The organism is Bifidobacterium sp. M3-N-101, from assembly GCF_023656805.1.
GTDB classification, from domain to species: Bacteria; Actinomycetota; Actinomycetes; order Actinomycetales; family Bifidobacteriaceae; genus Bifidobacterium; species Bifidobacterium breve.
Window position 1 is genome coordinate 1 of the sequence record NZ_JAMOKQ010000004.1, and the last position, 20,502, is coordinate 20,502.

18 protein-coding genes, 1 pseudogene and 1 riboswitch are annotated in these 20,502 nt (G+C 58.8%); of the genes and pseudogenes, 13 read left to right on the plus strand and 6 right to left on the minus strand.

Going from position 1 to position 20,502, the window contains the following annotated elements:
* Positions 1-641 precede the first annotated feature (641 nt).
* The 7 genes from rpsL (at position 642) to NBH12_RS03675 (ending at position 7,970) form a co-directional block, all read left to right on the plus strand.
* Complete coding sequence (gene rpsL, locus NBH12_RS03645; RefSeq protein WP_003813881.1) at positions 642-1,013, plus strand: 30S ribosomal protein S12; 372 nt, start codon at positions 642-644, stop codon at positions 1,011-1,013.
* Positions 1,014-1,018: 5 nt separating this feature from the next.
* Positions 1,019-1,489 (plus strand): 30S ribosomal protein S7, encoded by a 471-nt coding sequence (gene rpsG / locus NBH12_RS03650; RefSeq protein WP_003828652.1) that lies wholly within the window; start codon positions 1,019-1,021, stop codon positions 1,487-1,489.
* A gap of 33 nt (positions 1,490-1,522) precedes the next feature.
* Entirely contained in the window at positions 1,523-3,646 is a 2,124-nt protein-coding gene (fusA, locus tag NBH12_RS03655) for an elongation factor G (protein ID WP_003828653.1), read from the plus strand.
* A 173-nt stretch (positions 3,647-3,819) separates the two neighbouring features.
* Positions 3,820-5,019 carry an elongation factor Tu gene (tuf, locus tag NBH12_RS03660; RefSeq protein ID WP_003828654.1) on the plus strand — a complete coding sequence of 400 codons (1,200 nt, stop codon included), beginning with the start codon at positions 3,820-3,822 and terminating at the stop codon, positions 5,017-5,019.
* 207 nt (positions 5,020-5,226) lie between these two features.
* Positions 5,227-5,958, plus strand: a complete 732-nt coding sequence (locus tag NBH12_RS03665; protein WP_052788241.1) for a DUF4391 domain-containing protein — start codon at positions 5,227-5,229, stop codon at positions 5,956-5,958.
* Positions 5,959-5,975: 17 nt separating this feature from the next.
* Positions 5,976-6,791, plus strand: coding sequence for a LysR family transcriptional regulator (locus NBH12_RS03670; protein ID WP_003832660.1), 816 nt, complete (start codon positions 5,976-5,978; stop codon positions 6,789-6,791).
* A 114-nt stretch (positions 6,792-6,905) separates the two neighbouring features.
* Positions 6,906-7,970 carry a YeiH family protein gene (locus NBH12_RS03675; RefSeq protein ID WP_003828658.1) on the plus strand — a complete coding sequence of 355 codons (1,065 nt, stop codon included), beginning with the start codon at positions 6,906-6,908 and terminating at the stop codon, positions 7,968-7,970.
* A gap of 84 nt (positions 7,971-8,054) precedes the next feature.
* On the opposite strand, the gene NBH12_RS03680 is transcribed toward NBH12_RS03675, so the two are convergent.
* The 3 genes from NBH12_RS03680 to NBH12_RS03690 all read right to left on the minus strand — a co-directional run bounded on the left by NBH12_RS03680 (position 8,055) and on the right by NBH12_RS03690 (position 9,525).
* Positions 8,055-8,543: a GtrA family protein gene (locus NBH12_RS03680; protein ID WP_052788256.1), complete on the minus strand. Its 489-nt coding sequence runs from the start codon at positions 8,541-8,543 to the stop codon at positions 8,055-8,057.
* 80 nt (positions 8,544-8,623) lie between these two features.
* Positions 8,624-8,989, minus strand: coding sequence for a fluoride efflux transporter FluC (locus NBH12_RS03685; RefSeq protein ID WP_003832658.1), 366 nt, complete (start codon positions 8,987-8,989; stop codon positions 8,624-8,626).
* Positions 8,989-9,525, minus strand: coding sequence for a fluoride efflux transporter FluC (locus NBH12_RS03690; RefSeq protein WP_052788240.1), 537 nt, complete (start codon positions 9,523-9,525; stop codon positions 8,989-8,991). Before NBH12_RS03690 ends, NBH12_RS03685 begins: the two co-directional genes overlap by 1 nt.
* Positions 9,526-9,587: 62 nt before the next feature.
* Positions 9,588-9,657: riboswitch (Fluoride riboswitch) on the minus strand.
* A 75-nt stretch (positions 9,658-9,732) separates the two neighbouring features.
* On the opposite strand from NBH12_RS03690, the pseudogene NBH12_RS03695 reads away from it, so the two are divergent.
* Together NBH12_RS03695 and NBH12_RS03700 are read left to right on the plus strand one after the other, a co-directional pair.
* A pseudogene (locus tag NBH12_RS03695) lies at positions 9,733-10,053 on the plus strand (MerR family DNA-binding transcriptional regulator).
* Between the two features lie 40 nt (positions 10,054-10,093).
* Complete coding sequence (locus NBH12_RS03700; protein WP_003832657.1) at positions 10,094-11,137, plus strand: zinc-dependent alcohol dehydrogenase family protein; 1,044 nt, start codon at positions 10,094-10,096, stop codon at positions 11,135-11,137.
* A 290-nt stretch (positions 11,138-11,427) separates the two neighbouring features.
* Here NBH12_RS03700 and NBH12_RS03705 read toward each other — a convergent pair whose 3' ends face one another.
* Positions 11,428-12,807 carry an ATP-binding protein gene (locus NBH12_RS03705; RefSeq protein WP_003832655.1) on the minus strand — a complete coding sequence of 460 codons (1,380 nt, stop codon included), beginning with the start codon at positions 12,805-12,807 and terminating at the stop codon, positions 11,428-11,430.
* A 134-nt stretch (positions 12,808-12,941) separates the two neighbouring features.
* On the opposite strand from NBH12_RS03705, the gene NBH12_RS03710 reads away from it, so the two are divergent.
* Complete coding sequence (locus NBH12_RS03710; protein ID WP_226792375.1) at positions 12,942-13,226, plus strand: hypothetical protein; 285 nt, start codon at positions 12,942-12,944, stop codon at positions 13,224-13,226.
* Positions 13,227-13,254: 28 nt separating this feature from the next.
* Positions 13,255-13,734 (plus strand): response regulator transcription factor, encoded by a 480-nt coding sequence (locus tag NBH12_RS03715; RefSeq protein WP_171844491.1) that lies wholly within the window; start codon positions 13,255-13,257, stop codon positions 13,732-13,734.
* A 16-nt stretch (positions 13,735-13,750) separates the two neighbouring features.
* On the opposite strand, the gene NBH12_RS03720 is transcribed toward NBH12_RS03715, so the two are convergent.
* Entirely contained in the window at positions 13,751-15,655 is a 1,905-nt protein-coding gene (locus tag NBH12_RS03720) for a sialate O-acetylesterase family protein (protein WP_003832653.1), read from the minus strand.
* Between the two features lie 54 nt (positions 15,656-15,709).
* The gene (locus NBH12_RS03725) at positions 15,710-16,795 is read right to left on the minus strand and encodes an SGNH/GDSL hydrolase family protein (protein ID WP_003832651.1); all 1,086 of its coding nucleotides are present in this window, start codon (positions 16,793-16,795) and stop codon (positions 15,710-15,712) included.
* 279 nt (positions 16,796-17,074) lie between these two features.
* Here NBH12_RS03725 and NBH12_RS03730 point away from each other — a divergent pair, with 279 nt between their 5' ends.
* Both NBH12_RS03730 and NBH12_RS03735 read left to right on the plus strand, forming a co-directional pair.
* Positions 17,075-18,466, plus strand: a complete 1,392-nt coding sequence (locus NBH12_RS03730; protein WP_014483994.1) for a GH1 family beta-glucosidase — start codon at positions 17,075-17,077, stop codon at positions 18,464-18,466.
* Between the two features lie 314 nt (positions 18,467-18,780).
* Positions 18,781-20,499, plus strand: a complete 1,719-nt coding sequence (locus NBH12_RS03735) for an ABC transporter substrate-binding protein (protein WP_016462379.1) — start codon at positions 18,781-18,783, stop codon at positions 20,497-20,499.
* The last annotated feature ends 3 nt before the right edge of the window (positions 20,500-20,502 follow it).

Here is a 20,502-nt window from a genome sequence, read left to right on the forward strand (position 1 = left end):
GACCTGGCGTTCCTCTTCCGACAGGTGCGAATATACTTCTCCCATAGGTGCGACATCCCTTCGGACTGGTTTTCTAGGCAATTTCCAATCTAACGGGTGTTGCACTTTCATTTAGACAACGGGGTTTCGCAGGGGCGGTTTTGCTATACTATAAGTGAGGAAACGGCAAGGTGATACGGCAAAGAGGCCGGGCCGCAAATGGATGTTCCCATTGGATATGGAAGAGCACATGGACGTGCTAGATAACACAGTTGGTATGTGGTGAATGATGGATAGCTGAACCTCCTTGGCGGTGCCCCCGTGCGACATAGTCTCCGCGGGGGCACCTGCTGTGTGAGGCAGAGTGTGGGGCAAATACTCTCCGGCGCGTCGTTGTCCGGCGAAATCGTAGTATTGATATTTGTGTGTGCCAACGGCATGCCTTATGTAATAGGTGTGCACGCTGGGATATCCTTCAAACCGCTGATCGCACGCAGCAATGCGCCGACGGGAGGGGAGAAGGCCATCGGGCCGGTGGACTGGGCTATCTTTTCCGATTCGTCGGATGCCGTCAGCAGACGAGCGTCCGGAGAGCTGAGAAGTGTGGCGCAGTGCGGCGGTCACACGAAAGCAAGAGAAACCACTGAATCGGAGAATTCAAGTTGCCTACTATTGAACAGCTCGTCCGTAAGGGACGTCAGGCAAAGCCGAAGAAGTCCAAGACTTTGGCCCTGAAGGGAAGCCCGCTGCGTCGTGGCGTGTGCACCCGTGTTTACACCACCACCCCGAAGAAGCCGAACTCGGCTCTGCGTAAGGTCGCCCGTGTGCGTCTGTCCTCGGGCATCGAAGTCACCGCCTACATTCCGGGCGAGGGCCACAACCTGCAGGAGCACTCCATCGTGCTCGTGCGCGGCGGCCGTGTGAAGGATCTGCCGGGTGTGCGTTACCACATCGTGCGTGGTGCGCTCGATACCCAGGGTGTCAAGGACCGTAAGCAGGGTCGTTCCCTGTATGGAGCAAAGAAGGCGAAGTAAGAGATATGTCACGTAAGGGACCTTCCAAGAAGCACGTCGTGCTGCCCGATCCGATCTACGGTTCCACCGTGGTGGCGCAGCTCATCAACAAGATTCTGCTTGACGGCAAGAAGTCGATCGCCGAGGACATCGTGTACTCTGCGCTCGATATGGTCAAGGAGAAGTCCGACCAGGAGCCGGTGGCTGTGCTCAAGCGCGCCCTGGACAACATCCGTCCGTCCCTCGAGGTTCGCTCCCGCCGTGTCGGTGGCGCTACCTACCAGGTGCCGGTCGAGGTCAAGCCGAACCGCGCCAACACCCTGTCGCTGCGCTGGCTGACCGATTTCTCCCGCGCCCGTCGTGAGAAGACCATGGCCGAGCGTCTCGCCAACGAGATCCTCGATGCCTCCAACGGTCTCGGCGCTTCCGTCAAGCGTCGCGAGGACACCCACAAGATGGCTGAGGCCAACAAGGCCTTCGCTCACTACCGCTGGTAGTCTTAAGCCCCCTAAGAAAGCTAAGGAAAAACGATGGCTGAAGAGATTTCGGACCTCCACGACGTCCGCAATATCGGCATCATGGCCCACATCGATGCCGGCAAGACCACCACTACCGAGCGTATTCTGTTCTACACCGGTAAGAACTACAAGATCGGCGAGACCCACGACGGCGCCTCCACCATGGACTTCATGGCGCAGGAGCAGGAACGTGGTATCACCATCCAGTCCGCTGCTACCACCTGCTTCTGGAGCCGTCAGTCCCACGACACCAAGGGCAAGTTCCAGATCAACATCATCGATACCCCTGGCCACGTGGACTTCACGGCCGAGGTGGAGCGCTCCCTGCGTGTGCTCGATGGCGCCGTTGCCGTGTTCGACGGCAAGGAAGGCGTGGAGCCGCAGTCCGAGACCGTGTGGCGTCAGGCTGACAAGTACGGCGTTCCGCGTATCTGCTTCATCAACAAGATGGACAAGCTCGGCGCGAACTTCTACTACTCCGTCGACACCATCAAGGAGAAGCTGGGCGCTACTCCGATCGTGATGCAGCTGCCGATCGGTTCCGAGAACGACTTCACTGGCGTTGTCGACCTGGTTGAGATGCAGGCCTACGTGTGGAACGGCACCGAGGAGCTCGGCGCCAAGTACGACACCACCGAGATCCCGGACGACCTCAAGGACAAGGCCCAGGAATACCACGAGAAGCTCGTGGAAGCCGCTGCCGAAGCCGACGACGAGCTCATGAACAAGTTCTTCGAGGACGGCGACCTGTCCAAGGAAGACATCCGCGCTGGCGTGCGCAAGCTCACCATCGCCAAGGAAGCCTTCCCGATCTTCTGCGGTTCCGCCTTCAAGGACAAGGGCGTTCAGCCTATGCTGGACGGCGTCGTCGATTACCTGCCGTCCCCGGAGGACGTGCCGGCCATCAAGGGCTACAAGCCTGGCGATGAGTCCGTCGAGATCGACCGCAAGCCGGTCAAGACCGATCCGTTCTCGGCTCTGGTCTTCAAGATCTCCACCCACCCGTTCTACGGCAAGCTCGTGTTCGTGCGTGTGTACTCCGGTTCCGTCAAGCCCGGCGATTCCGTGCTCGACTCCACCCGCGAGAAGAAGGAACGTATCGGCAAGATCTTCCAGATGCACGCCGATAAGGAAAACCCGATGGAGCAGGCTGACGCCGGCAACATCTACACCTTCGTGGGCCTCAAGAACGTCACCACCGGTGACACCCTGTGCGCCATCGACGATCCGATCACCCTCGACTCCATGACCTTCCCGGATCCTGTGATCCAGGTGGCCGTCGAGCCGAAGACCAAGGCCGACCAGGAGAAGATGGGCATCGCCCTGTCCAAGCTGGCCGAAGAGGATCCGACCTTCCAGGTCACGACCGACGAAGAGTCCGGCCAGACCCTGATCGCCGGCATGGGCGAGCTCCAGCTCGACATCATCGTCGACCGTATGCGTCGCGAGTTCAAGGTGGAGTGCAACCAGGGCAAGCCGCAGGTTGCTTACCGCGAGACCATCCGCAAGGCCGTCATGGACCAGGGCTACACCCACAAGAAGCAGACCGGTGGTTCCGGCCAGTTCGCAAAGGTCCTGATGAACTTCGAGCCGCTCGACACCACCGAGGGCAAGACCTTCGAGTTCGAGAACAAGGTCACCGGCGGCCACATCTCCGGCGAATTCATCGGCCCCATCGAGGCTGGTGTCAAGGAGGCCATGGAGTCCGGTATCCTCGCCGGCTTCCCGGTCGTGGGCGTCAAGGCCACCGTCACCGATGGTCAGATGCACCCGGTCGATTCCTCCGAAATGGCCTTCAAGCTCGCAGGTTCCATGTGCTTCAAGGAAGCTGCCCCGAAGGCTAAGCCGGTCATCCTCGAACCGATCATGAAGGTCGAAGTTCGTACGCCGGAAGAGTACATGGGCGATGTCATCGGCGATCTGAACCAGCGTCGTGGCAACATCCAGTCCATGACCGACGGTGTCGGCGTCAAGGTCATCGACGCCAAGGTCCCGCTGTCCGAGATGTTCGGCTACATCGGCGACCTGCGTTCCAAGACCCAGGGCCGCGCCATGTTCACCATGGAGATGGACTCCTACGACGAGGTGCCGAAGAGCGTCTCCGAGGAGATCATCAAGGCTCAGCGCGGCGAGTGACACGCGCCTCACGATGAAGTAGCCAGTGTCGCCAGTCAGCGGTAACATTCTGTACCGCTGACTGGGTTCTGGCTCTTCAAAGTGGCACATAACCCAGAAACCCAGTAGAATAGAGCGAGTGCCTGCGCGAAAGGGTGCAGGAAACTCACGAGACGTCCAGGAGGACAAAAGTAATGGCAAAGGAAAAGTACGAGCGTACTAAGCCGCACGTTAACATTGGTACCATCGGCCACGTCGATCACGGTAAGACTACCCTGACTGCTGCCATCTCCAAGGTGCTGCACGAGGAGTTCCCGGATGTCAACCCGGAGTACGACTTCAACCAGATCGATTCTGCTCCGGAAGAGGCCGCCCGCGGTATCACCATCAACATCGCCCACATCGAGTACCAGACCGAGAAGCGTCACTACGCTCACGTCGACTGCCCGGGCCACGCCGACTTCGTGAAGAACATGATCACCGGTGCTGCCCAGATGGATGGCGCCATCCTCGTTGTGGCCGCCACCGACGGCCCGATGGCTCAGACCCGCGAGCACGTGCTGCTCGCTCGTCAGGTGGGCGTCCCGAAGATCCTTGTCGCCCTGAACAAGTGCGACATGGTTGAGGATGAGGAGCTCATCGAGCTCGTCGAAGAAGAGGTCCGCGACCTCCTCGACGAGAACGGCTTCGACCGCGACTGCCCGGTCATCCACACCTCCGCTTACGGTGCTCTGCACGACGACGCTCCGGACCACGAGAAGTGGGTCCAGTCCGTTAAGGACCTCATGGACGCCGTCGACGACTACATCCCGACCCCGGTCCACGACCTCGACAAGCCGTTCCTGATGCCGATCGAGGACGTCTTCACCATCTCCGGCCGTGGTACCGTTGTCACCGGTCGTGTTGAGCGTGGCCAGCTGGCCGTCAACACTCCGGTCGAGATCGTTGGTATCCGTCCGACCCAGACCACCACCGTCACCTCCATCGAGACCTTCCACAAGACCATGGACGCCTGCGAGGCTGGCGACAACACCGGTCTGCTGCTGCGTGGTCTTGGTCGTGAAGATGTCGAGCGTGGCCAGGTTGTGGCCAAGCCGGGCTCCGTCACCCCGCACACCAAGTTCGAGGGCGAAGTCTACGTGCTGACCAAGGACGAGGGCGGCCGTCACTCGCCGTTCTTCTCCAACTACCGTCCGCAGTTCTACTTCCGCACCACCGACGTCACCGGCGTCATCGAGCTGCCGGAAGGCGTCGAGATGGTTCAGCCGGGCGACCACGCTACCTTCACCGTTGAGCTGATTCAGCCCATCGCTATGGAGGAAGGCCTGACCTTCGCTGTGCGTGAAGGTGGCCACACCGTTGGCTCCGGTCGTGTGACCAAGATCCTCGCCTGATTTTCATCAGACAAGAATCTTCGCTTGAACTAGCGTTATAGAAAATCCCCTTCGAGGAAACTCGGAGGGGATTTCCTATAACCGCAGCAGGATATGGATATGTACCACGACTTCCGGCCTGGATGCGCTAGTGTTGCTTTCCAATAGATAAACGGACTGCTGCACTGCGAGGGTATGACACTGATGGCAGGCCGGGAAAGAAGGTCGATGATGACTGGTGCACAGGCTTCTCACTGTGGTTCCGTATCCGCAATTTCACTGGGACTGCCTGTTTCCACGGCGATTCCGGAGGCCAAGGGCATATTGCCGAAGGCTCTGTTCGTGGGCAAAGCACCGATTTCCGGCAAGCTTAAGCAGCGGTTTGTGAATGAGATTGAATCCATCACCATGCTGGCCCTGGCTCGTTCTGCCAACACTGGACTTGCGGATGGCAAACTTATTCCAGAAGTGTTGATTATCGGTCTTAAACTTACGGCTAAAGCCACTGAAATACCTTCTGAAGTCATCGAACTTATTGCCGGACAACGCAAGTCGGGCATTGTGTTTGCATGTGTGCGCGAGGTGCCGTTCGAAGGCAGAACGCGCGAGGAATGCGCGTTCGCGGTGCGTCGTGCACAGCCGGGGCGTGCCGGACACACGCTTATTTATCACGTGTATGCAGACGACTGGCAGCCGGCAGGGGAGTGCCAGCTTGAGTTGACCGGCTCCACCATTGATGAACTGTGGGCTTCCTTGTGCTCGCAAGCGATTTTGGGAACCACGGACTTCGAGAATCTGGATGCACGCATCGTGCAGCATGGCGAGATCGCGCGACTCGAAGCCGATGTTGACAAACTTACGCGAGATCATCAGCGTGCTAAGAATCCGGCACAGCGTAACGAAATTTACGCCAAACTCCACAAGGCAAAGACGCAATTAGCGCAGATGCGCGAAGTATAAGGCGTTACAGTTGAACCATGTTCCCATTGCTTGAGACCCTGGTCGCCGTATATGAGGTGGGCCAGTTCACGTTGGCTGCTGACGAGCTGAAAGTGTCGCAGTCGACGGTGTCGTCGCGCATCGCCCAATTGGAACAGATGGTCGGGGCTCCGCTGTTCGTGCGCAATGCGAAAAGCGATGTGACGCCTACGCAGGCCGGGCGGATGCTGTATCAGACTGCCATTGGTATTGATGGATTATGGCGTGATACGCGCGAGCAGATTGCCCGCGTGCAGGAGGATCGCGAGCCATTGGCGGTCTCGTTCTCGCATACGACCGCCGCAATATTGCTTCCCAAGGCATTGCCGGTCATGGCCCGGAACATGGATGGGTTCGATTTTGCCGTGCAGGTGATGAACTCGGACGCCATTCTTGGCCAAGCAAGCATGAAAGCCGTGCATTTGGGCGTGGTGGAAAAGCCGATCGTCAATGATTCGGTGGATCGTGTCACCCTGTGCGAGGACCGGCTGGTCTTGGCGGGAGAACCAGACGGCGTATGGATGGTGCGCGAGCACGGTTCCGGTGTGCGGTATTACACGGATTTGTATTTCAAAACCATGCAGGGTTTGCCGCCTCGCACCATGGAGGTGTCCAGCAATGCCGCGATTGCGGCGGCGTTGTCTTCCGGCTTTGGGCAGTCGCTGATTTCGGAAGCCGCAGTGCCTTCTGGAGTGCCGGCGCGAAAGCTCGGAGACGAATTCGTGCGCCGTTTCTATGCCTTGGTGCCGAGATCCGGCCTGACGCACGATCAGCGAGAGCTGGTGGAAGCGATTATCGCTGTGTTGCGCGGATAGTCAGTGCCTTGTCTCCCGTCAGAGGGGAGCCAGAATGTGGTATCGGCAAAATCGATGATATGTATTGGTAGCAATGATTTGACCGATGTAAACACTTGAGATTCAATAGACACCATGAGAGAGTTCTGTACAAAATGGTGGAAGCGCATTGCCGCCGTTGACATGTTGTTCATTGGCGTTCTGACTCTGCTGGCTTCGCTGTTCGCCTCCTGGCTCAAGCAGTTCCCCGGATTCAGCCTGTTCGGCGCGCTTATCATCGCGCTGCTCATCGGTATGATCATCCAGTTCCCGATCCGCAGTGCCTACGTCGGTTCCAATGATGGCCGCAAGGCAGGCGTCAAGGACGCCGCTGGCCTGATTTCCAACAAGCTGCTGCGCCTCGGCATCATCCTGCTCGGTTTCAAGCTCAACCTCGCCGTGCTGTTCACGCAGGGCATCAAGTGTCTGCCGATCGCCGCTGTGGTCGTCACGCTGACCATCATCGTGTGCTATGCCATCGCCCGCAAGCTCGGTGTCGACCCGATGCTCGCCATCCTGACCGCCGGTGGCACCGGCATCTGCGGTGCGGCCGCCGTCATGGGTCTGGCCGGTTCCATCAAGGTGTCTGAGGACAAGCAGGACGAGAAGGATAACGACGTGACCATGGCCGTGGCCATCGTAGCCATTATGGGTACTGTGTTCGCGTTGCTGGAGATCGCGCTCGGCCCGCTGACCGGCATGACCAAGGACCAGCTGGGCATCACCGCCGGTGCTTCCCTGCACGAAATCGCCCACGCGGTCGCCGCCGGCGACGCTTTCGGCGCGGTGGACATCGCCACCATCATGAAGCTCTCCCGCGTGCTCATGCTCGTGTTTGCCGCCATCATTATCGCTATCTGGTGGGAGAAGAAGCACTCTGAGGTGGAGAACACCGGCAAGAAGACCGTGGCCTTCCCGTGGTTCATGCTCGGCTTTATCGGCGCTTCGATCATCGGCACTTTCGTGCCGTTCATCGCCTTCATCACCCCGCAGCTCGTGGACTTCGCGTACATCGTGCTCGGCATGGCCATGGCCGCGCTCGGCATCAACGTGAACTTCAAGGCCATTGCTTCCAAGGGTAAGAAGCCGATGCTCGCCAGCTTCCTGACTTCGATTCTGCTCATGTGCTTCGCGGCGGGCGTCGCGGTGCTGTTCTTCTGATCTGATAAGTGTTCTGAAATACGAATAGGAGGCATATGAATGAGTCATATGCCTCCTATTCGTTGTCGTGATATGTCGGTGCAATCAGTCGGCGCGATGGTATCCGCGTTGACTGAGGATGTTGTCGTGATGATTGCCATGAGTGTTCTGCCTAGTCGTTGAGGACATCGCACGTTGCATGCCGATGATGGCGAAGGCGATTACCACCATGATTACGAACGCCACAGCGAACCAGCCCCATAGCAGCACGAACAGCGCCACGGAACGGGTGAAGTTGCTGGACGATTTGAATGTCACGTTGCGGTTCATCACGAAGTTGTAGGTCGCCGAACACACCACGGCGATGCCGTTGGCGATCTGTGAGGGTACGCCGATCAAGTGCAGAATGGCGAACGTCGCATACTCCACAATGGTCTGTGTGGCGGAAACACTCATATGCTTGCCCAACACGGCGAGTCCATTTCGCTTCGGGGTTGCCGTGCCCACGGTATTTTCCGCAGTATTCGTTGTGGTCGAGGTATTTGTGGCGCCCACACCTTGATTCGGCTTCACATCCGCTCCATTGTTCGCCATGCCCATATACCTCCCGGATGTACCTGTGACGTTCGACCTCGCAATGATGCCGCTGACCGCGTCAGGAATCGGCGTGGCGGTCAGACGAGAAAACCGCAGGCCGCAGCAACGACCGGCACACTCAGCGACAGCACCAGATAGGCCGCTGCGGTGGGGTAGCGGTGTTTACGGAAGAGCGTCACCATTTCGTTGATTGCGGTCGAGAATGTGGAGAAGCCGCCGAGGAAACCGGTGGCCAGCACTAGCCGCCATGGTTCATCAAGTGTCCCGCCGAGGGCCAGCGCCGCGACCAAACCGGCTAGGAATCCGGCGATGAGATTGATGGTGAACGTGGAAAGTGGGAATGCGCGCCGCCAGTACGTTTTGATGGTCACGTCAAGCAGATAGCGGCAGGAGGCGCCTACGCCGCCGCACAGGCAGACCAAGATTGGTAGGAATACGGTCATCACGCCTTACCTCCCTTGCTGGTCGTAGCGGCATTCGTATCAGCGGACGCTTCGGCGGATACGTTCGAGGAGCCGGCCAGATGCGTTCCTGTCCACACGCCGGCAGACGCACAAACCAGACCCAGCGCGAACGTCACCAGTAGATAGGCAATGCCGACCGCCACCTGACCGTCGCGGATTGCGGCAAAACCTTCCAGCGCGAGTGTCGACATCGTAGACAAACCACCGCATACGCCCATGCCGAGTCCGCGACTGGCAAGTTCTTTGGAACGTGCACCGAACCGGGAAGCGCCGGCCAAGTAAGCGGTCAGCCCTGCATAGCAGAAGCAAGCCAGCATGTTGGCCACAAACGTGCCGGTGTGGAAGCTGCCAGCCGCGGGAATCTGCGCGAACGCATAGCGAATCGCGGTGCCAATAGTGCCGCCGCAGAAGACGACCAACACAATATCAAGATGAATATCGGGGAGCTTGCGCGCCGGGGGAGTGGCCGTGTGCGTAATCGGCCGGGCGCCTGCGAATGGGGATTGCGAACCCATAGTAGCCTTTCCTGAAACCGCTGAATCCTGCTGAAGACACAACGATTTCATGCAATGTCAAATCGTGTGTAGGAACTATCAGCAGTGTGCGGTTCGAAACAAGTTCAGGCGGGTCCCATCGCCGAATCCCAGCCTACTCGTGCAGAAGACATCCATGGGTGTGTCGCCGTTTTACTTCAAGTACTTGAGGTTTTTAGAGTTGTCGATATGAGCACAACGACCGCATGGCATACGATTCGCGAGGCGTCGATGATTTCCAGGCTTCCGGAGTCCACGCTGCGCTACTACGAGCAGATCGGCATTATCGCCCCCATCACTCGCGACCCGAGTTCGGGGCATCGCGCCTAGGCCCTGCGTCTCGCTGCCAAAGCCGAATCCATTCGAATGCAGCAGGCGTACGTATCGTTCAAGACACTGTACTGGCGGGCTAAGGCTGAGGGGCGCGACGAGGAGGCGCAGCAGCTCATCGAAGAAAACCGGAACATCATCGAACAGGTGAAGCGCCTGCAAACCGACGTCAAACAATAAACGACAATAGACAGATATTCCCAACAAAGGAGTGATTGACATGACCGAAATGATGAAAGCCGCGATTTTCGTGGAGCCTGGCAAGATGGCCGTGGAAGAAGTGCCGAAGGCGACGCTTGAACAGGATGATGACATCGTGATCCGTGTGGTGCGCACGTGCGTGTGTGGCTCTGATTTGTGGTTCTTCCGTGGGCTGAGCGGACAGGCCGCGCACAGCCAGGTGGGTCACGAGTCCATCGGTGTGGTCGAAGAGGTTGGCGCGGCGGTCGCATCCGTTAAGCCAGGTGATTTCGTGGTCGTGCCATTCCCGTACAGCTGCGGCAAGTGCCCGGTATGCAAGGCCGGCTTCGAATCCGTGTGCCCGCACGGCGGCTACTTCTCCGCTTGTCAGGCCGAATACCTGCGTGTGCCCGAGGCGGACGGCACCGTGGTCAAGGTGCCCGGTTCACCGGAAGATTATTCCGATGAGCAGCTCGCATCGCTGCTGACCATTTCCGATGTGATGTCCACCGGTTATCACGCGGCGGCTTCTGCCGAGGTCAAGCTTGGTGACACCGCCGTGGTCATGGGCGATGGTGCAGTCGGCCTGTGCGGTGTGATTGCCGCTAAGATGCGCGGTGCCACGCGCATTATTGCCATGAGCCGTCACGAGGATCGCGCGGCGCTCGCTCGCGAATTTGGTGCGACTGATATCGTGCCGGAGCGTGACCAGGCCGCCATCGACAAGGTGCTGGAGATGACCGGCGGTTACGGTGCGGACGCAGTTCTCGAATGCGTGGGCTCCAAGCAGTCCTTCGACACGGCGATTGGCCTGATTCGCCGTGGTGGCGTGATTGGCCGTGTGGGCCTGCCGCACGATGTGGAGATCAGCGCCGAAGGCACGTTCTACGGCAACATCGGTATCAAGGGCGGCCCGGCTCCCGTACGCCACTATGACCTTGATGAGGGTCTGCTGGACGCGGTGCTCAAGGGCGAGATCAACCCCGGCCGCGTGTTCACCGCCGAGTACGACCTCGACCATATTCAGGACGCCTATGAGGCGATGGATCAGCGCAAGGTGATCAAGGCGCTGATTCGGTTCTAGGGTCGGGCGCGCAGAGAACGGTTCTCGTTAAGAACCGTGTGAGCAATTCGCCCAAAACCACACAATCGAACATCAAGGGGATGCCCGGAATTGCAACGTTTCAGGCATCCCCTTGTTTGGTTTGCCGAGATAAAGGCTCACATGTTTCTTATTGAGAACTGTTCGCTGAAAACGACTACTTGGCGAGTAACGCCTTGTACTGCTCGGTGGCCTGAGCGAGGGTCTCGTCAGTGATGCCGAAGGCGCCGTACGTGGCAAACGGCTTGAGCCAGGTTGCGCCGATGCGAAGCCTACACGGGGTGCACCGTCAGCGAAAAGTCGCCGATGGTGCTGACGGTCGAGGGTGAGGCAAGATTGCAGACATCTCGCAAGCAGTACGTGGCATACAGCGGAAGATAGGTTGTTCTGCCGTCCTGCACGATATTGGAGCGGGACAACACCACGCCCTGCGAGACGCGATATTCGGCATTGGCCAATACGGCGTCGATGGCGGCGTGCGTGCGGTAGCTTCGCCCCGACTTGACCTCGAACGGCATCACGGAATCGGCGTTTGTGTCGGCGATGAAATCGACTTCGCCATGTTTCTTCGCCATGTAGTAATACAGCGGAATGCCCTGTGCCGTCAGCTCCTGAGCGATTACGTTCTCGTAGATGGCGCCCAGGTTCGGGGATGAATCATCGAGATATGCGGCCTGAGCGGTTGGCTGCGGATATCGCGCCATGAGCATACCGGTATCAGACTGGTACAGTTTGAACTTCGGCGACTGCGAGGTGCGCTTCAGTGGTGATTTCGGTTCGGTGATGCAGTTGGTTTTCAGTGCCACACCTGCATCGACGAGCCAGAGGAAATCCTTTTGGTTGCGGTCGTATCGGGCGCCGGGGCTGATGGAGGAAACGGCGAATCTGCCGTTGCCGTCAATGAGCTGGGCGGGAAGTTGATCGAAGATCTCCTGCACCTGCAAAGCGCGACTGCCCGCGTACTGCGAAATATCGTGGCGATATTGACGGTTCAACTCGTTCTGCACCGCGCGAACAGCCGCCAAATCACCCTTGGTGTCCAGAAAACGCTGCACGACTTCCGGCATACCGCCGACTACCAGATAGGTGCGGAAGTTCGTCATCATCGCATCGTGAATGTATTGATCGATTGGCGTGGCCGACTGGCAGGATTCTCGGATGCTTTCAAGTGTCGTCTTCTGTACGCCGATGGCCCAACAGAATTCCTCGAAATCCATGGGACGCATGGTTTTTTCGATGACCGAGCCAACGGGGTAGGAGCGTACTCCCTTGAACTCGGTGCCAAGCATGGAGCCGGAGAATACGTAATCGAAACGGCCGTCAGCCATCAGAAACTTGACCATGGTCATCACGTCCGGTGCTTCTTGCACCTCGTCGATGAAAACCAGTGTATCGCCGGGGATGAGCGTCGAAGGTGAAAACAAGGTCAGACGGCTGATGAACTCCTGCACGTCGTTCGCAGATGCGAGCGCTTTGGCTGCTTGCTTGTTCTCGTACAGGTTGATTTCAAGGTAATGGGTGTATTCGTGTTTGGCGAACTCGCGTACTGCGTAGCTCTTGCCGACTTGACGGGCGCCGGTCAGCAGCAGTGCTTTGCCAGTGCCGTTCCGCTTCCATTCCAGCAGATCGTCCGAGATTTTGCGCTCAAGCATGGCAGTTCCTTTCCGAATCCCTTACGAGAGTAACATTTTCTGCCTTGTATGTGCAAAATTCCGCATTTCAGAACATGGTTTTGGTGCAAAATACCGAATTTTAAAGTAGGAATTTGGTGCAAAATGCCGTGCAAATGGTGAATCTGACGTTCTCGTATCTGGGCGGACTGATGGCCCTGATGGTCGCGCTGGCGATCCCGGGTTTCCTCTGCTGGCTCGGTGCAGGGCCTCTCGCCAAGCGGATATGCAAGATCATGACCGAGCGCAACGAGCCGGCAATCGACCATCTGCATGGTGTGAACTTCGACGTATGCCGGCGTGCGAACTCCCTGTTGATGCGCGGCGACGACACCGGTGGTGCCGCTGATAGTACTGATGGCAGCGAGAGCAAGACGCTGGAGCAACCTGAAATATATTGAACCTTTGAGGAAGTGGAAGGGGATGGATATGGCAACCATCATGGTCGTGGAGGACGAGAAGGAACTCAACGACATCATGTGCATGTATCTGCGTGACGCGGGGTACACGGTGTACGGGTGTCTGTCGGTCAACGAGGCGTATACGGCGATACATGGGCGAATCATCGACCTCGTGATTTCGGACATTATGATACCCGGCCTCGATGGGGTCGAGTTCGCGGCGAAACTGCGGCAAATGGATGATCATCTGCCGATTATCTTCGTGACTGCGCGTGACGACATGGCTTCGAAGAAGCACGGTTTCCATACCGGTGTGGATGATTACATGGTCAAGCCGGTCGAATTGGATGAGCTGGTGCTGCGCGTCGAGGCATTGCTGCGATGTACCGGCATCGAGGAAAGACACCTGCTCAAGGTGGGTGGACTGATGCTTGACGCGGGGGAGATGTCGGCCCAATGGGACGGTAATCCGGTCGAGCTGACCGTGCGCTTGCCGGCAGTGCAGTAAGGCGCCATCAGCGAAGCTACTTGTGAATTCGGAATGGGGCCGCAGGCAGGCCAAAAGCGTTGAACAGCGGTGCCGGGCCCCAACTGAACCAGCCGTAACGTGCGCAGATCGGATGCGATACCGCGTCGGCATGAAGCACCACGGTATCGGCCTCGATCCGTGCGTCCGCACGGTGATAGATGCCGTCCGATCCAGCGATTTCGAAGCCGGAAGCCGCCGCGTCGCATCGATTCACGGTCCACAAGGGTTCTGTTTCCCCGGATTCAGACGAGTGGACTGCCGGTAGGTGACCGACATCGTCGCTCCCAGACCACGGTCCGAAATGCAGGCCGTCGGCGTTGTCAAAACGCACCTGCAGCTCATCGGCCATTTCGCCGGCGGATGCCAGCGAAACGAATGCGGGACCATCGGCGTGGACGGGAAGACCATAGACATGGGCTTCGGCTTGCAGCGCAATGCGCTCACCAACCGGACGTTTGTCGGTCGGATGGATGTTGTTGAACTCGCCGGTATCGAACGTGACCGCCAGATACACGTCGGGAATGATACGTGCTGCATCAGCTTGTGCTTCGCGGATATGAGGCCAGAACATGCGATCAATGCCGCTGTTGTATTCCTTCTGATCGATCCAACGTGGCAATTGCACGATGATGAACGGCAGTTCCGCCTCGTTTCCGACCGATGCGGCAGGTGTGTCGGCGATTGGTTCGGCACCGTGGCCGCGCGCGGCATCATCGGCGACTATCCGCCCCACATCGTAGCTATCACTGAAATCGCCGCCTGCGCGCCGGCTCCACAACGTCCGCCATTCACCGATCATGCAACCCAGCAGTTCGCGATACGAGGCGTACCGCTGCTCGTCCTCTTCGCCTTGATACCACAGCACGCCGCGCGTGGAGAACGGGGCCAACCGGCGCACCATCGCGTTGAATGCGCCGGTGACGTGATATTGGGAGAACGGGGTGACGGGCGGCGGCCACGGGCACTCACCGTACCGGGCGTTGAGCACATCCCACGTGATGTCCGGTTCTGCAGCCTGTGCGGCGGCGATCTGCTCATTCCACGCATTGAAGGTGCATTGCCAGGAGTCGGTTTCGTCGTGGAACTGCTGATCGGTTTTGCCGTCGATCTGCTGATGGTAGCGGTCAAGATAGCCGCGCCCGGCCTCGGTGGCGGTGAGCATGTGTTCGCTCATCCACGAGGTGATCGACGTACCGCCGATATAGCAATCGACGATACCGACCGGTACGTCGGGTCCCAGGTCCCGCCGTAGTTTGCGTGCGAAATAATAGGCGATTGCGGACATCGTGCTGCAGGAATCGGGGGAGCTGGCTCGCCAGGCCGACTGGTTCTCGGCCGCGATAAGTTCGCTGTCCACCACGCCGAACTTGGGCACATTGAAGAAGCGCAGCAGCGGATCATCGGATGCGGCGATGGCCGAATCCGCATCACGGTCGTTGTGCAGTTCGAATTCGATGTTGCTTTGCCCGCTGGCAATCCATACTTCGCCGACCATGACGTTAAAGTACTTAAGCGTTACGCTGGTGCGGTCGGAGATGGTCAGCGTATACGGTCCACCGGCTTCCAGCGGCGGTAGCGTAACCATCCAGGTGCCGTCCGGGGCGATCGATCCGATGGCGCTGACACTGTCCGTGATGGAGCGCGATGATTGACGGCGAATCAGTGCGCTGCCATCTGCCGTGCTCAGCACGGTCACGACGGGCCGTCCAGGCGTGCCGGTGCCGAACAATACGATTGGCTTGCCGCGTTGCAGCACCATGTCATGGGAGAAGATGGCGGAAGGCCGAAACTCGGCGGTGCCGATTGGCTTGTTCCGTGCGGCTTCGGCTGCGCTTTCGTCCACGCCGCTGGCGTTGGCGCCGGGTGCCGGGCCGGTGGCCGTCTGTGGTGATGCGCTCATGTGAGTTCCTCTCTTGATGGTAAGCGGCGGGTCCCGATGGGTTGCCTACGGTGGTCAGTCCCAAATCGCAGGGCCGAGGGATTCGATGAAGGCGGTGAGCTCGTCCGCCATCTCCTGATGTTCGGCGATGCGCGGGTGACCGGGCGTGGCTGAACCGTTGCGCGAATACAGGAAGTGGTGCACCTTCGGGTCCGGGGCGATGCCGTTGTTGCGGTCGCCGGTTGAGACAACACGCACGGCGTCATCAATTGCCTGATCCCAACTGGCGTCATGCTGCAGTACGGTGGTGGCGCAGATGATGGTGGCTTGGAGATACTTGCCTCGCAACGTTCGCAGGAAATCGACGTATCGCGCCCGCCATTGGACCGACTGCTCGCCCTGATAGTCCGCTGCCATGAAATCGACTGGATGCGCATCGTTCTGTCCGAGCGCCACAACCACGACCTGCGGGGTGTAGCGTGAGAAATCCCATGGCTTGGTTCCGCCGAGGAACGGGTTGTATTCGATGCGGTCCCAGATGCTTTCCATGCCCACGTAATCCGGTCCGCAGAACCAGCCGATGCCGTCCAGCAGCGAAGCACCGCCTTGAGCCACGATGTTCACTGACGCTCCGAGATTGCGCGCGGTGATGGCCGCATAGGAATACCACGAATTGCTGTAGGGGCTCAGATCCGTATCCGGGTCGGCCTTGCCGGTGTACAGCGCGGCTTCGTTGCGTTCGCCGCACGATACGGAATCGCCGTATACCTCGATGCGCCGGATGGGAGCAGGTGTGGCCGGCGGCAACACCCGGGCCTGATCGTCAATGAGAAAGCCGGTAATCTCCAGATAGTGCTCGCCGTCCTGACGCTTATAGACCACCACCTCATGTCCGATGTCCGGCAGATGCTCGGCGAGCATCACGGTGGTTTCTGCGTCATTCTCGGTGATGCGCGCCCGATAAGGCACGCCATCGATCACCGCGCCGAGTGTGCTGTCGCCATAGTTATGGCGATTGATCAGTCGGACACCCACCGAAGTGCCGGTGCAGCGGAACGTGGCCTGCGTGTAGGGGAACACCCATACCGGGCGGTCCGGGACGTCGATGTCGATGCGGCCCATGGTCCTAATCACGGGATTGTTGGGAGTGATCTGCTGCATGCTGCTTCCTTGCTTGGTGCGGGTCTTGGCGGAAAGGTGCCGTCTGGCAGGCGTCGGCGTGGGGGGGGGGTGAGTCCGTTCTCCTCGACATGGTTCCAAAACCGTACACAACACAGCGACTTAACCGCTTCAGATTTCATGGTACACTATTGCCCAACGATCCGAGATATGCAAGACCCGCGTGTCGCGGACACGGTGAGAGCCCGACATATAACCCATATTCCCTCGCTGTGGAGGGTAATCTTCCACACACCGATGATGGCCAGACAAAGGAGCAATATGACCATGACATTTCCCGAAGGATTCCAGTTTGGTACGGCCACGGCCTCGTATCAGATCGAAGGCGGCGCCACCGAGGGCGGCCGCGCGCCATCGATTTGGGACACGTTCTCCCACACGCCCGGCAAAACCGTGAACGGCAACACCGGTGATGTGGCCTGTGACTCCTACCATCTGTGGCACAAGGACATCGATTTGCTTGCCGACCTCGGCGTGGACTCCTACCGCCTGTCCGTGGCCATGCCGCGCGTGATGCCGACCGAAGACGGCCCGGTCAACGAGGAAGGCCTTGATTATTACGAGCGCGTGGTCGACGCACTGCTGGCCAAGGGCATCAAGCCCACGGTCACGCTGTACCATTGGGATCTGCCGCAGTACCTCGGCGACAAGAACGGTTGGCTGAACCGCGACACCGCCTACAAGCTGGCCGATTACGCCAAGGTCGTGGCCCACCGCCTGGGCGACCGCATCGAGACCTATACCACCCTGAACGAGCCATGGTGCTCCTCCTACCTGAGCTACGGCGCCACCGAACATGCGCCCGGTCTGGGCCTCGGCCCCGGAGCCTTCCCGGCTGTGCACCATCTGAATCTGGCCCATGGCCTGATGGCTCAAGCCGTGCGCAGCGAAGTCGGTGCCAAGTCGCAACTGTCGGTCACGCTGAACCTTCAATTTAACCGTGGCGACGCCGACGCCGTGCACCGTCTCGACCTGATCGGCAACCGCGTGTGGCTCGACCCGATGCTGCGCGGCTACTATCCGAACGAACTGTTCGCCATCACCAAGGGCATCTGCGATTGGGAGTTCGTCAAGGACGGCGACCTGGAACAGATCCACCAGCCGCTGGACGTGCTTGGCATCAACTACTATTCCTCCGGCTTGGTCGCTATGAGCGATCGCCCGCAGTTCCCGCAGTCCACCGCAGCCTCCACCGCGCCCGGTGCCAGCGACGTCGACTGGCTGCCGACGCCCGGCGAACACACCGACATGGGCTGGAACATCGACCCGAAGGGTCTGTACGACCTGCTGATGCGCGTGCACAACAACTATCCGGAGATTCCGCTGATGATCACCGAGAACGGCATCGCGGTCGAGGGCGGAGATAGGGTTGTCATCGAGGCGGATGGCACCAAGGCCGTGCACGATCCCAAGCGCATCGCCTACCTGAAGCGGCACTTCGAAGCGGCGCTCAAGGCCATCGAGGACGGCGTGGACTTGCGTGGCTCCTTCGTGTGGTCCATGCTCGACAACTTCGAGTGGGCTTTCGGCTACACCAAGCGCTTCGGCATCGTGTACACGGACTACGAGACCGAGGAACGCATCCCGAAGGATAGCTTCAAATGGTACAAGCGGCTGATCGCCGAGCATGCCATCCCTCAGGAGCAGCGGTGACAACTGCTTGACTGAATAATTAAGTGGTTCAGTACAATACTGTGAAATAACGTATACGGAAAATGTTGCATCCGATAACAAATCTGATGCAACATTTTTTTGTAAAAGTAAGTAACTGCAATATTTTTTCAAGCTGTAGGGCGCGTAGTGTGAGTTGTGACAACAATAAGACACGCGCGACGTAGTCATGGTTGATTTACGCAACCGCTTAAGTTATCATCATAATTACTTAAGCGGTTGAGTTACAGTACCGCTGGAGATTGCCGGTGAAGAAGCCGGCAAAGGAGAATCAAGAACAATCGAAAGGATTGACGATGACGTCGAAAGTGAGAAAGGGCATACGGCGCACGATTGCAGCGCTGGCCGCCATCGCTTCTCTGATGTCTGTCTCAGCCTGCTCCGGCGGGTCGAACACGGCAGCTGACGGAACCGTGGTCAGTATCTTCAACGGAACGACCGGCACGTTCAACGAGAACTTCAACCCGTTCTCTCCCACAGCGCTCGGTCCCACGCTGGGCGTGATCTACGAGACCCTGTACTGGTATAACCTCGCTTCGGATGAGGATCCGACCCCGATGCTTGCCACAGGCTACGAGTGGAACGAAGACGGCTCCGAGCTGACCATCACCACCCGAAAAGGTGTCAAGTGGCAGGATGGCGAGCCGTTCTCCGCCAAAGACGTGGCCTTCACCTTCAACCTGATTCACAACACCCCGGCCCTCAACACCAACGGCACGGCCTGCACCGCCGAGGTCATCGACGATACTCACGTCAAACTGATCTTCCCGACCAAGAACGCGGACGGCACCGAATTCGATGAGCCGTTCACCGGCGCATACATGCAGGAGGGTGGCATCCTCGGCGGCCAGGCCATCGTGCCCGAGCACATCTGGAAGAACGTCAAGGACCCGATGAACTACACCAATGCCGACCCGATCGGCACCGGATCGTTCAAGCTGGATAAGTTCACCAATCAGTCCTACAGCTTCAAGGCTTTTAAGGACTATTGGAACGGCAAGCCGAAGATTGACGGCGTGCGTTATGTGGCCCTGAACGACGCCTCCGCAGCCACCAGCACGCTGATGGCCGGACAGGTCGACTGGATGAGCGCCTACATCCCCAGCTACAAGATGTTGCTCAAGAACTACCCGCGCATCTCCGCCGTGAACACGCCCCGCCTGACCACCGTGGTCATGACCTGTTCGAACGCCGAAGCCGGGTGCAAGGGGCCTCAGACCGACACGGCAGTGCGCCAAGCCATTTATTACGGCATGAATCGCACCCAGCTCAACGCCCTTGCCGGCGCCGGCTCGGGAGCTATGGGCTCGCCCACCATGCTGATGCCGGACCGCGACGCCAAATGGATCACCGACGACAGCCTGCAATACACACCGGAAACCGGCGACGCGGACAAAGCCAAGCAGATCCTCGAGGACGCCGGATGGAAAATGGGCCAGGACGGCTACCGTTACAAGAACGGTGAAAAGCTGAGCATGACCATCCAGACAGTGGCCGGATGGTCTGACTACATCCTGATCAACGACACCCTGAAGCAGCAGCTCAAGCCACTCGGCATCGAAATCGTCTCCTCCCAGATGGCGTGGAACCAGTGGAACGAAAACGAGCAGAAGGGCAACTACCAGCTTTCGCTTGACTCGCTTGGACTCGGCGTCACCTCAGATCCGTATTACACGTACAGCCCGCGTTACACCACTGACAACATGGCCAAGGTCGGCGACACCTCCGGCGGTCAGAACTACGCCCGCTACTCAAACCCGGTCGTCGACAAGGCGGTCGCCAATGCGGCGGCCACCGAGGACGAGGCCGAGCGCAAGGCGCAGTACGCCATCGTTCAGCAGGAGATCACCAACGACGTGCCGTACATTCCCGTCTATATCAACTCGATGCTCACCGAATTCAACGACTCCAAGGTAACCGGCTGGCCCACCGAAGACAACATGTACGCGCTGCCCGCCGCATGGAAGGCCTGGGATATGGGCATCATCCTGCAGCATCTCGAACCGAAGCAGTAAGGA